General features: G+C 75.3%; 10 protein-coding genes. 1 reads left to right on the top strand and 9 read right to left on the bottom strand.

Going from position 1 to position 12,078, the window contains the following annotated elements; all coding sequences use genetic code 11:
* Positions 1–894: 894 nt before the first annotated feature.
* The 3 genes from GA0070611_RS02460 to GA0070611_RS02450 form a co-directional block, all read right to left on the bottom strand.
* Positions 895–2,388: a replication-associated recombination protein A gene (locus GA0070611_RS02460; protein WP_091656619.1), complete on the bottom strand. Its 1,494-nt coding sequence runs from the start codon at positions 2,386–2,388 to the stop codon at positions 895–897.
* Between the two features lie 74 nt (positions 2,389–2,462).
* Positions 2,463–2,684: a hypothetical protein gene (locus GA0070611_RS02455; RefSeq protein WP_091656616.1), complete on the bottom strand. Its 222-nt coding sequence runs from the start codon at positions 2,682–2,684 to the stop codon at positions 2,463–2,465.
* 105 nt (positions 2,685–2,789) lie between these two features.
* Positions 2,790–3,344, bottom strand: coding sequence for a GNAT family N-acetyltransferase (locus GA0070611_RS02450; protein ID WP_157740167.1), 555 nt, complete (start codon positions 3,342–3,344; stop codon positions 2,790–2,792).
* A gap of 27 nt (positions 3,345–3,371) precedes the next feature.
* On the opposite strand from GA0070611_RS02450, the gene GA0070611_RS02445 reads away from it, so the two are divergent.
* Complete coding sequence (locus GA0070611_RS02445) at positions 3,372–4,112, top strand: GNAT family N-acetyltransferase (protein ID WP_091672349.1); 741 nt, start codon at positions 3,372–3,374, stop codon at positions 4,110–4,112.
* Positions 4,113–4,223: 111 nt separating this feature from the next.
* Here GA0070611_RS02445 and GA0070611_RS02440 read toward each other — a convergent pair whose 3' ends face one another.
* The 6 genes from GA0070611_RS02440 to GA0070611_RS02415 form a co-directional block, all read right to left on the bottom strand.
* Positions 4,224–5,612 carry an MFS transporter gene (locus GA0070611_RS02440; RefSeq protein ID WP_091656614.1) on the bottom strand — a complete coding sequence of 463 codons (1,389 nt, stop codon included), beginning with the start codon at positions 5,610–5,612 and terminating at the stop codon, positions 4,224–4,226.
* Entirely contained in the window at positions 5,609–6,223 is a 615-nt protein-coding gene (locus GA0070611_RS02435; RefSeq protein ID WP_091656610.1) for an ArsR/SmtB family transcription factor, read from the bottom strand. Before GA0070611_RS02435 ends, GA0070611_RS02440 begins: the two co-directional genes overlap by 4 nt.
* An 86-nt stretch (positions 6,224–6,309) precedes the next feature.
* A complete protein-coding gene (locus GA0070611_RS02430; RefSeq protein ID WP_091656606.1) occupies positions 6,310–7,119 on the bottom strand; it encodes an SDR family oxidoreductase in 810 nt (269 codons plus the stop codon).
* Positions 7,120–7,186: 67 nt separating this feature from the next.
* A complete protein-coding gene (gene aspS, locus GA0070611_RS02425) occupies positions 7,187–8,992 on the bottom strand; it encodes an aspartate--tRNA ligase (protein ID WP_091656601.1) in 1,806 nt (601 codons plus the stop codon).
* Between the two features lie 83 nt (positions 8,993–9,075).
* Positions 9,076–10,677: an MFS transporter gene (locus GA0070611_RS02420; protein WP_091656596.1), complete on the bottom strand. Its 1,602-nt coding sequence runs from the start codon at positions 10,675–10,677 to the stop codon at positions 9,076–9,078.
* Positions 10,678–10,801: 124 nt separating this feature from the next.
* On the bottom strand, positions 10,802–11,848 hold the full coding sequence (locus tag GA0070611_RS02415; protein WP_091656592.1) for a S1 family peptidase: 1,047 nt from the start codon (positions 11,846–11,848) through the stop codon (positions 10,802–10,804).
* Positions 11,849–12,078: the final 230 nt, after the last annotated feature.

The raw sequence follows: 12,078 nt of genomic DNA, 5'->3' as shown, positions 1-12,078 counted from the left end.
CCGGGTCGACGGCGCCGGGGCCCGGACGGGGCCCGGCGACCGGCAGGCCCGGCTCGGGCCCGTCGACGGAGCGCCGACCCGCGGCCGGCGCGGGCCGGGCGGACGGGTCCTCGGCGCCGGGAACGGCCCGGCGGTCACCCCGGGTCGCCGCCGGACCGGGCGGCTGGGGTGCGGGCAGCGCCGCGCCGGAGCCGTGCCGGCCACGCGGGGTGGGTGGCACCGGCCCGGACGGGCCGTCCGTGGGTGCCGTGCCGGGCTGCCAGCCGGGCCGACCCCGGTCCGGGGCGGGGCCGCCCCGGGTGACGTCGGGACCGGCGGGAGGCGCCGCGCCGGGGCGGGCGCCCGCGGGCGGCGTGGCCCGGCCGGGCTGGCCCGCCGGGCGGCCGGCACCCGGGGCGACCGGTGGCAGCTGGCCGGTGGGCGCGTCGCCACCGCGCCGGGGTGGCTCCGCCGGCGGCCGTCCGGGCGAGCCGGGCCAGGGGCCCTCGCCGGGAGCGCGACGGCCGGTGGCCGGGTCGGGACGGACCGGCGGCGCGGCCGGCCCGCCGTCCGCCGGGCCGCGCCGGGGCGGCGCGTCCGGCCCCGGCCGGCCGGCCGGCGGTGGTACCGCGCCGGCGGACGGCCCGGGTCGGGGTGCCGGCCCGGCGGGCGGCGGGCCGCCCCGGGTCGGCGGCACGGCACCGGTACGCGGGTCGGGCGCCTCGCCGTCCGGCCCGAGCCCGGCGCGCTGCTGCTTCGCGGTGCGCAGGTCGTCGATCCAGCCGAACTCCGCGCCGACCGCCGCCTCGTCCGGCTCGGCGTCGGCCCTGCCCCGTCCCCACCGGCGGCCCTTGGCACGCGGGTCGCGCCGCTCCTCCGGGCCGTCCTCGGGCCGCTCCGGACCACGCGCCATCACTACTGACCCTCCTCGACGGCGTCGCTGCCGCCCTCGTCCACCCCGTTGAGCCGGTCCGGTCCCGTCGGGCGACCACCGTTCGGCCCGGCCGGCACGGTGGCCTCCGCCTTGACGGCCGGCAGGCCGCGCACGATGCGGCGCAGCAGCGGCAGCCGGGTGGCGACCGCGCGTTCCGCGCCGTGTCCGCCGGGCCGGTAGTAGTCGGTCCCGACGAGATCGTCCGGAGCGTACTGCTGGGTGACCACCCCACGGTGGTCGTCGTGCGGGTAGCGGTAGCCGGTGCCGTGCCCGAGACCGCGCGCGCCGGCGTAGTGGGCGTCGCGCAGCCCACGCGGCACCGGCCCGCCCCGGCCGGCGCGCACGTCGGCCAGCGCCGCGCCGATCGCCGCGGTGGCCGAGTTCGACTTCGGGGCGGTGGCCAGGTGGATCACCGCCTGGGCGAGGTTGAGCTGCACCTCCGGCAGGCCGACGTACTCGACGGCGTGCGCGGCGGCGGTGGCCACGGTGAGCGCGGTGGGATCGGCCATGCCGACGTCCTCGCTGGCGAAGATGACCAGGCGTCGGGCGATGAACCGGGCATCCTCGCCGGCGACCAGCATCCGGGCCAGCCAGTGCAGCGCCGCGTCCACGTCGGAGCCCCGCATGCTCTTGATGAACGCGCTGGTCACGTCGTAGTGGGCGTCTCCGTCCCGGTCGTAGCGCACGGCGGCGACGTCGACGGCCTGCTCCGCGGTGGCCAGGTCGATCCGGCCGCTGCCGGTGGCCGTGGCGGTGGCGGCGGCCGCCTCCAGGGCGGTCAACGCCTTGCGCACGTCCCCGCCGGCGAGCCGGACCAGGTGGTCCTCGGCCTCCCGCTCCAGGGCCAGCCCGCCGCCCAGGCCGCGCTCGTCGGCGACCGCACGGCGCAGCAGGCCGCGTACGGCGTCGTCGTCCAGCGGCTGGAGGGTGAGCAGCACGCACCGCGACAGCAGCGGTGAGATGACGGAGAAGTACGGATTCTCGGTGGTCGCCGCGAGCAGCGTGACGGTCCGGTCCTCGACGGCGGCGAGCAGCGAGTCCTGTTGGGTCTTGCTGAACCGGTGCACCTCGTCGATGAACAGCACGGTCTGCGGGCCGCCGGAGCGACGCTGCCGCCGGGCCGTCTCGATCACCGCGCGGACGTCCTTGACGCCGGCGGTCAGCGCGGACATGGCCACGAAGCGGCGGTCGGTGGCCCGGGCGACCAGGTGGGCGATCGTGGTCTTGCCGCTGCCCGGCGGCCCCCACAGGATCACCGACATCGGGGCCGCGCCCTCGACGAGCTGGCGCAGCGGCGCACCGGGGGCGAGCAGGTGGTCCTGGCCGACCAGTTCGTCGATGCCGGCCGGGCGCATCCGGACCGGCAACGGCGAGTCCGAGCCGACCGCGGTGAACGCGTCGACGCCGCCGGAACCCGAGGGGGCGCTGGGCGCTCCGGCGGGTTCGCCGAGGGTGAAGAGGGCGTCGGACTCCATCGGAAGAACAGTACCGGGCCCGGCCGACGGCGCTGGAGTCGCGCCGCAGGCCGGGCCCGCGTGATCCGTTCCGGTCAGCCGCGACCCGGACGCCGACCGCGGTACCACCGGCCGCCGCCCCCGCCGCCCCCGCCGCGCGGGCCGGAACCGACGCCGGCCAGGTAGAGGGAGAGCAGCAGGAAGCCGATCAGCATCAGGGTGTGGGTGTTGAAGAGGTCGGGGGCGCCGAAGTTGGTGTTCAGGAAGTCGATCAGCAAGGCGAAGCCGAACACGATGGCCGCGAGAATGGCGAGCATGTCGTTCCTCCGGTGGGGGTTCCCAGTAGGTCGGCGACGGATGTACCCAATCGGTCTGTTCGTCAATCTCTATCCGTCACCGGCTGTTCCGGCGCGTGTCCGGGGCTACCCGTCGGTGGCGAGGATCGCGTAGCGCACCGAGTCCCACCAGCATCCGCGCACGTACAGGTGGTCCCGGCTGACCCCTTCGCGGCGCAGGCCGGCCTTCTCCAGCACCCGGCACGAGGCGACGTGGTCGGGGCGGGTGGTGGCCTCCACCCGGTGCAGCCCCACCCGGTCGAACGCCAGCCGCAGCAGCAGGCCGGCGATCTCGGTGCCGATCCCGCGGCCCCAGTGGTCGGCGTGCAGCACGTAGCCGATCTCCCCGCGCCGGTGCGGCCCGCTCTCCACGGTGAGGGTGCCCATGCCGACCACCCGCTCCCCCTCGACCGCGGTCAGCCGGTACGCCGCCCGCGGCTCGGTGGCCGCCTCGTCCCGCCAGGCCGCGATGGCGGCGGCCATCTCGTCGCGCGAGGGTGGATGCTCGTCCAGCACCCGCTCGGCGACCCGGGGATCGGTCGTCAGGGCGTGCAGCGGGCCGGCGTCGGCGTCGACCGGTTCCCGCAGCACGCAGCGGGCACCGGCCAGGCGCACCGGTCGTACGGAGCGGACGGGCGTCACGGGACTCTCCTCTCGTACCCTGGTCGCATGATCACTGCCGACCAGGAGCTGGTGGGTCGGGACGTGCTGCTCGCCGCCAGCGGACACCATCCGTACGCCCGGCACGCCCTGTGGCGCGACCACGAGGCGCGGGGGTGGCGGCGCGACGGCACGGTGGGCTGGCTGCTGCCGCCGGGCCAGGGCCCGGCCGGGGGTGCGCTCGGTGCGGTCGGGCCGGCGCTGGAGGTCTTCGCCGGCCTGGTCGCGGACGGCACGCTCGGCGCCGGCCAGTGGTTGCACCTGCCCCGCGGGTCGGCCGACGAGGTGGCCGGGCGGCTCCCGGTGGCCCGGCTCGACGAGTGGGACTTCCTCTGGACCTCGTCCGCCCCGCCGGGCCGGGCGGACGAGGACCGGGTGGTGCGGCTCACCGAGGCCGACCATCCGGCGCTCGCCGCGCTGATCGACGAGTCCTTTCCCACCACCACCTCCCGCCCGGGTGACCCGCGCATCGTCGACTGGTACGGCATCCGGGACGGGGACCGGCTGGTCGCCTGCGGGGCCGACCGGAGCCGGGGTGACATCGGGTTCCTGGCCGGCCTCACCGTGGCCCCGGACCGACGCGGCCGGGGCCTGGGCGCGGCGCTCACCACCGGCATGACCCGGGCCCTGCTCGGCCGCCACGACCAGGTGGCGCTCGGCGTCTACACGCACAACGTCGGCGCGATCCGGTTGTACCGCCGGCTCGGCTTCACCGGCACCGAGCCCCGCACCTCGGTCCACCTGGCCTGACCGTGCGGCTGGCCGGATCGGCGGTCTTTCGGGTGCAGCTGTTGTCGCCGCAGTGACGACAACCGCACCCGCACCGCCGGTTCGGCCCCGGGCGGGTCGCCAGGCCCGGTCTCAGGCCGAGCGGACCGGCACACCGGGGGCGGGCGCCACTCCGGGCACACCGGACGCGGGGTCGGCCGCCGACTCCGTCGGGCCCGGCCGGGTCGCCGGGTCGGCCGTCCCCGCCGCCGGAGGCTGCACCGGGTCGGCCTGCGGCATGCGGCCGGCGGCCCGGGCGGCCCGCCAGGCCGGCAGGTAGAGCGGGGCGCCCAGGGCGAGCACCACCGCGCCGACCAGCATGGCGAGGCTGACCGAGGTGCGGTCGGCCAGCGCGGTCAGCACCACCATGCCCAGCGCCCCGGCCGGCTGCCCCATCATCGAGTTCAGCGACAGCACGCTGGTCCGGTACGGCCCGTCGACCTGTCGGTGCAGCAGGCCCATGTGCAGCGGGTTCGACGCGCCGTGCACGGTGTAGCAGGCCAGGTAGGCGATGAGCACCCCGACCGGGCCGGCGAGCAGGCCCATTCCGACCACGGTCGCGCCCTGGAGGATGCGCATCAACGCGGCGGCCGGCGCGGCCCCGAGCCGGCGCAGCAGGAACGGGGTGAGCGCGGCGCCCGCCGCGTTGGCCAGCCAGGCCGCCGAGCCGGCCGGGCCGAGCAGCGCGGCCGCCCGGTCCGCGCCACCGGCCACCTCGGCGAGGCGGACGGGCAGCAACGACTCGAAGGTGACCATGCCGAAGCCCCAGAAGAGTTCCACCGCGACCAGGGCGAGCAGCACCCGGTTGCGGCGCAGCAGGCCGACCGCCTGCCCGACCATCCTCGGCGCCTCGGCGACCGAGGCGCGCAGCGCGGCCGGTCCCCGGGCGGTACGGGTCTCGCGGAGCAGCGCCAGCAGGGCGACCACGGAGACGGCCTGCAACACGATGGCGACCAGGATCGGCAGGGTCAGCGCGCTGACCGGCCCGACCGGACCGAGCGCGACGAGGCCACCGCTGAGCAACGCGCCCGCGCCGATGGCGAGGCCGATGACGGTGCCGGCGTGGCCGAGGCCGCGCTCGTACTCGGCCTGCGGGTCGGCGGCCAGGGTGGCGTCGACGTACCAGGACTCCAGGGGGCCGCTGTCCAGCGCCCGGTAGACGCCCTGCAGCGCCCAGGCCAGGAAGAAGAGCCAGAACGACTGGGCCACCGCGAAGAGGCCGAGGGAGAGCAGGCAGACCACCCACGCGGTGGCGAGCACCGGCTTGCGACCGAGCGCGTCGGCGAGCCCGCCGGTGGGCAGCTCCAACGCGAGCACGATCAGCCCCTGCGCGGTGGCGACCAGGCCGATCTCCGACAGGGTCAGGCCGCGCTCCTGCATCAGCAGGATGCCGACGGGGATCAGCAGGCCGGACGGCAGCCAGCGCAGGGCGTAGAGGGTGAGGTAGCGGAACCGGACCTGGCGTACGGACAGGGTGCTCACGGTTTCTCCTGGGTGGACGGCAGGACCGGGCTCATGGGGAAGGCGGCGAGGTAGACCTGCACCAGCTCGGCGTCGGGGTCGTCCGGGTCGGTCTCGTCGCGGTGGCGTTCGAGGACCGCGAAGACCTCCGCCTTGATCGCCTCCAGCCGGGCGGCCGGGATGCGCAGGAAGAAGTCGCCCATCCCGAACGCGTCCCGCCAGGCCGGCGACCACTCGTGCCGCTGCGCGGTCCACCGCTCGGCGTGGTGGGCGAAGAAGCGGAAGTAGTCCGCCTCGATCCACTCGATCGCGGCGCGGGCGTCCGGATCGTCGTCGTAGTCGCTGGCCTCCCACTGGGTGACGTCGTGCGCGGCCCGCCAGAACCGCTGCCGCCCGGTGCCCAGGTCGGGATCCTCGACCACCATGCCGACCTCGGCGAGCTGGCGCAGGTGGTAGCTGGTCGCGCCGGTGTTGGTGCCGAGCAGTTCGGCCAGCCGCGTCGCGGTGGCGGGACCGTTCACCCGCAGCGCGCCGACCAGGCGCATCCGCAGCGGGTGCGCCAGCACGCGCACCTGCTGGTGGTCCAGCCGGACGGTACGGGGGGCCGGCCGCGTCGGCTTCTCGTCGCTCATGCCTTGCACAATATCTGTGCACAGTTTCTGTGCACAAGAGTTGTGCAAAGGAACTGTGCATGAGGCGGGAAGCAGACTCGGGAGGCTCAGCCGAGCAGTTCGGTGACGCCGCGCAGCCGGGTCCGGAGCAGGCCGGCGGCCCGGGAGGAGTCGAGGCGTACCTCGGTCGGCCGGTGCAGCCCGGCCGCGACGGTGGTGGTGGTCTTCATCCCGGCCGGATCCAGGCCCTCGTGCCGGGCCACCAGCAGGCCCAGCTCGTCCCGGCTGACCGCGTCCGCGCCGGCCACGTTGAGCGGCCCGGCGTAGTCGGAGTCCACCAGCTCGAGCACCGCGGCGGCCAGGTCGGCCACGTCGACCGGGCAGCGGACCTCGTCGGTGAAGAGCGACATCCGCCCGGCCAGGGCGTCCCGACAGAGCTGGATCTGCTTGCTCCCCTCCCCCACGATCAGCGAGGTCCGCACGATCACCGCCCCCGGGTCGACCAGCCGCACCGCGGTCTCCGCCGCCGCCTTGGCCGCGCCGTACCGGAACACCGGGGACGGCGCGTCGTCGTCGGCGTACGGCTCGGGCCGCCCGGCGTGCAGGGCGTCGCTGGACAGGTGCACCAGCCGGGCCCTCACCTGCGCCGACGCGGACGCCACGTGCGCCGCCCCGTCGGCGGTGATCGTCCAGTCGTCGTACCGGTAGGGGGTGCTGACCACCGCGTCGGGGCGTACCTCGGCCAGCAGCGCGCGCACGGCGGCGCGATCGGTGACGTCGAGCCGGCGGGCCGCGACGCCCGACACCCCGACGGCGCCCGAGTGGTACGTGCCGACCACCCGCCGGCCGGCCGCGACCGCCTGCCGGCACACCTCGGCACCGAGGAAACCGCTGGCCCCCACCACGAGCAACGTCATGTCAGCTCTCCCCCGAAGACGGAACGGCCCGCGTCATCATGACGCGGGCCGTTCGGCGAAGCCAGGATCAGACCGGGTCGGCCACCGGCGCGGCGGGACCGGCGGTGCCGGCGTGCGGGCCGGTCGGCGCCTTCGGCTTGGCGTCGATGCCGGCCTCGGTGCGCTGCTGGGCGGTGATCGGCGTGGGCGCGCCGGTCAGCGGGTCGAAGCCGCCCCGGGTCTTCGGGAAGGCGATCACCTCGCGGATCGAGTCGGCCCCGGCCAGCAGCATGCAGACCCGGTCCCAACCGAACGCGATGCCGCCGTGCGGCGGGGCGCCGTACTTGAACGCCTCCAGCAGGAAGCCGAACTTGTCCTGCGCCTCCTCGGGGGTGATGCCGAGCAGGTCGAAGACCCGCTGCTGCACGTCGCCCCGGTGGATACGGATCGACCCGCCGCCGATCTCGTTGCCGTTGCAGACGATGTCGTACGCGTACGCCAGCGCCCGGTCCGGAGCCTCCTCGAAGCGGTCCACCCACTCGGCGTTCGGCGAGGTGAACGGGTGGTGCACGGCCGTCCAGCCGCCCTCGTCGGTCTTCTCGAACATCGGCGCGTCGACCACCCAGCAGAACGCCCAGGCGCTCTCGTCGATCAGGTTGGCCCGCTTGGCGATCTCGATCCGGGCCGCGCCGAGCAGCTCCTGCGCCTCCCGGGTGTCGGTGCTCGCCGCGAAGAAGACCGCGTCGCCCGGCTTCGCGCCGACCGCGTCGGCCAGCCCGGCCAGGTGCTCCTCGGAGAGGTTCTTCGCCACCGGCCCGCGCGGCGCGCCGGTCTCCGCGTCGAGGACCACGTACGCCAGGCCCTTCGCGCCGCGCGCCTTGGCCCAGTCCTGCCAGCCGTCCAGCTCCTTGCGGGTCTGTGCCGCGCCGCCCGGCATGACCACCGCGCCCACGTAGCCGCCCGCGTCGATCGCGCCGGCGAAGACCCGGAACGCGGTGCCGCGCAGGTAGTCGGTCAGCTCGGTCAGCTCGACGCCGTAGCGCAGGTCCGGCTTGTCCGAGCCGTACCGGGACATCGCGTCGTGCCAGGTGATCCGCGGGATCGGCCGGGAGATCTCGTGGCCGGCCAGGTCCTTCCAGAGCGCCGAGACGATCGCCTCGCCGAGGTCGATCACGTCGTCCTCGGTGACGAAGGACATCTCGATGTCGAGCTGGGTGAACTCGGGCTGCCGGTCGGCGCGGAAGTCCTCGTCGCGGTAGCAGCGGGCGATCTGGTAGTACCGCTCCATGCCGCCGACCATGAGCAGCTGCTTGAACAGCTGCGGCGACTGCGGCAGGGCGTACCAGCTGCCCGGCTGGAGCCGGACCGGGACCAGGAAGTCGCGGGCGCCCTCGGGCGTCGAGCGGGTCAGCGTCGGCGTCTCGATCTCCAGGAAGTCCCGCTCGTGCAGCACGGTGCGGGCGAGCTGGTTGGCCCGCGAGCGCAGCCGCATCGCCTTCGCCGGGCCGCCGCGGCGCAGGTCCAGGTAGCGGTACTTGAGCCGGATGTCGTCACCGGCCTCGACCTGGTCGTCGACGGGCAACGGCAGCGGCGCGGCCTCGGAGAGCACCTCCAGGGTGCTGGCGGTCACCTCGACCTCGCCGGTCGGCAGGTCCGGGTTCTCGTTGCCCTCGGGGCGGCGGGTCACCTCACCGGTGACCTTCACGCAGAACTCGTTGCGCAGCGCGTGCGCGTCCTCCTCACGGAAGACGACCTGCACCACACCGGAGCCGTCGCGCAGGTCGACGAAGATGACGCCGCCGTGGTCGCGCCGGCGGGCCACCCACCCGGCGAGGGTCACCGTCGAGCCGGCGTCCGCGGCGCGCAGGCTTCCGGCATTGTGGGTACGGATCACGGCTGGCGTCTCCTCGTCTGGGTCCACGTCTTGCTTCCCGCATTCTGTCAGGGCCGGCCGGGCCGGTTCCGGGCACCCGCCGGTCACTCCGGGTCGGCCGGCAGCAGGTGGTTCACCCGGACGTCGTCCTCGGCGAGTTCCCGGGCCCGCTCCTCGGCCAGCCGGTCCGCGCCGGTGAGCCGGCCGCCGTGCTGGCGCAGGTGCTCCTCCCAGGACGGCACCTGGTAGACCTCGACGAACCCGTGCGCCCGCTCGCCGGCCCGGAACAGCCCCCACCGCATCGCCCCGGTACGCCGGCGCGACCGGCCCACCGCGCGCATCGCCGCGACGAACGCGGCCTCCCGCTCCGGCCGGACGGTGTAGGAGACGGTGACCAGCACCGGCCCGCCGCTCGGGTGCGGCTCCAGGGTCAGGTGGGGCTCCGGCCAGTAGACGGCCGGGTCCCGGCTCACGCCCCGGGTCTCCCGCAACGGCCAGAGCAGCACGCTCACCGCGCCCACCGCCATCACCGCGCCGGCCACGGCGAGCGCCACGACCAGGCTGATCGTCTGGGCGAGCGCGCCCCAGGCGAGCGCGCCGAGCGCCTGACCGCCCGCGAAGATCATCTGGTAGATGGAGAGGCCCCGGGCGCGTACCCAGCCGGGCAGGAAGAGCTGCATGGCCGCGTTCACGCTGGACAGCACCGTCATCCAGGCCAGCCCGGCCGGCACCAGCGCGAGGACCGCCGCGACCGGTACCGGCACCAGCGCGAGCACCAGCAGGACGCCGGCGTAGAGCAGGCCGGCCAGGAGCAGCAGCCGGTTGTCCGAGAGCAGCCGGCGCAGCCGGGGCAGCACCAGCGCGCCGGCCACCGCGCCCACCCCGAGCGCGCCGAGCAGCACACCGTACCCGCCGGAGCCCAGGCCGAGCCGACGGCTGGCGACCAGCGGCAGCAGGGCCCACAGGGCGCTGCCCGGCACCACGAAGAGCGCGGCGCGCAGCAGGATCCGGCGGACGACGGGCGAGTGCCGGACGTACCGGCCCCCGGCGCGCAGCGCGGCGGTGAACCGCTCCGGCGCGGACCCGCCCTCCGGCCGGTCCGGCCGCCAGCGCAGCAGCGCCACCGCGAAGATCACGAACGAGGCGGCGTTGACCGCGAAGACCACCGCGACACCGGCCTGCGCCACCAGCACACCGGCCACCGCCGGGCCGACGGCGCGGGCCAGGTTGACGCTGATCGACCCGAGCGCCGAGGCGGAGACGAGCTGCGGACGCGGCACCAGCTCGGGGATGACCGCCTGCCAGGCGGGCATGGTCAGCGCCTGCCCGACGCCGAGGCCGAAGGTCAGCGTGAGCAGCAGGGCCGGTGGCATCCGGTCGGCCGCGGTGAGCAGGGTGAGCAGCACGCCCACCACAGCCAGGAAGCACTGCACCCCGATCAGCAGGCGCCGCCGGTCGAGGGTGTCGGCGAGCGCGCCGGCCGGCAGGGCGAGCAGCAGCACCGGCAGCATGCTGGCCGTCTGCACCAGCGCGACCAGGGTCGAGGCGTGCGGCGCCTCGACCAGCAGCCACTGCGCGCCGACGGTCTGCATCCAGGTGCCGATGTTGCTGGCCAGCACCGCCAGCCAGAGGCTGCGGAACGCGGCGTTCCGCAGCGGCGCCCAGGCGGAGGCGGGCGGCGGCACAGGTGTCTCGGGGGCGCTCATCGGCTGGAACCTACCGCGGCGAAGGCCGGCCGGTCCCCGCATCGGCCCCGGCCGGCACCCCACTCCCGGGCCGGTACGCGGAACGGGCCGCCGGTCGCCCGGCGGCCCGTTCGCGAGGGGTGGATCAGTAGACGCTGACGCCGTAGACGCTCAGCGGCTCGGTGACCGGCTGGAAGTAGGTGGTGCCGCCGGAGGAGCAGTTGCCGCTGCCGCCGGAGGTGAGGCCCAGCGCGGTGCTGCCGGCGAAGAGCGAGCCACCGCTGTCGCCACCCTCGGCGCAGACGTTGGTCCGGATCAGGCCGGAGACGCTGCCCTCGGCGTAGTTCACCGTGGCGCCGGTGGCCTGCACGCTGCCGCTGCGCAGGCCGGTGGTGCTGCCGGAGCGCTTCACGGCCTGGCCGACGAACGCGTTGCCGGCGGCGGTGATGTCCTGGTAGCTGCCGTTGTAGAGGTACACGTTGCCCGGCTGCGAGGCGATGCTGTACCGGACGATGCCGTAGTCGTTGCCCGGGAAGCTGGTGCCCGCCCGGGTGCCCAGCACCGAGGTCTGGCTGGAGTTCGAGTACCAGGTGGAGCCCAGGTTGGTGCAGTGCCCGGCGGTGAGGAAGTAGTAGGTGGTGCCGCTGCGCACGTTGAAGCCGAGCGAGCAGCGGTAGCCGCCGGTGTAGATGGCCTGGCCACCGGAGATGCGGGTGGTCAGCACGCCGGCCTCGGCCTCGATCCGGACCGTGCCGCCGGTGCGGGCGGCGGCGGCCCTGACCCGCTCCAGCTTCGCGCCGGTGACCGTGCTGTCGACGGAGACGACGACCTGGTTGGTGGCCGGGTCGGTCCACCAGGCGGTGCCGGGGATCTTCGCGGAGCGCTCCAGCTCGGCCGTCGCGGCGGCGAGCTTGTCGGCGCCCCGGGTGACGATCTTCGCGGTCGCGCCGGCGGCGCGCACCTGACGGGCGGCCGCGGCGTCGGTCACCGCGACGATCATCTTGCCGCTGGCGTCGGCGTACGTGCCGGCGGCCCGGGCGCCGAGCTGGTCGGCGAGGGCGGCGGCGGCGTCGGGGGATGCGGGCGAGGCGGGGGCCGCCTGGGCGGGTGCGCCGAGGAGCGATCCGGTGACCAGGGTGCCGGCCACTGCGATGGCGGCGGCGCGGCGGAGCGAGGACCTCGTGGGTCGCATGTAACAACCTCCCGGAAGGGGGTGACGGGCGTCGTCATATCGGCGCGCCCGGGGACAACCCGGCCGACCTGGGGAAACCGGCCGAGTGACCAAAGTATTCACATATTTAAGATCGTAAGCAAGGCATCCCTTTGCCCGAATTCACCCCGGTCGCATCCGGTAACCATGAGGCAACAGTTTGGACACAGAGCGTGTTCCGCAGGGCATGACACCGCAACGACGCGGGCAGC

The organism is Micromonospora auratinigra (assembly GCF_900089595.1).
In the GTDB taxonomy this organism is placed as follows: Bacteria; Actinomycetota; Actinomycetes; order Mycobacteriales; family Micromonosporaceae; genus Micromonospora; species Micromonospora auratinigra.
Note: the sequence above shows the minus strand (reverse complement) of the source record. Positions and strands in the feature narration are given on the sequence as shown.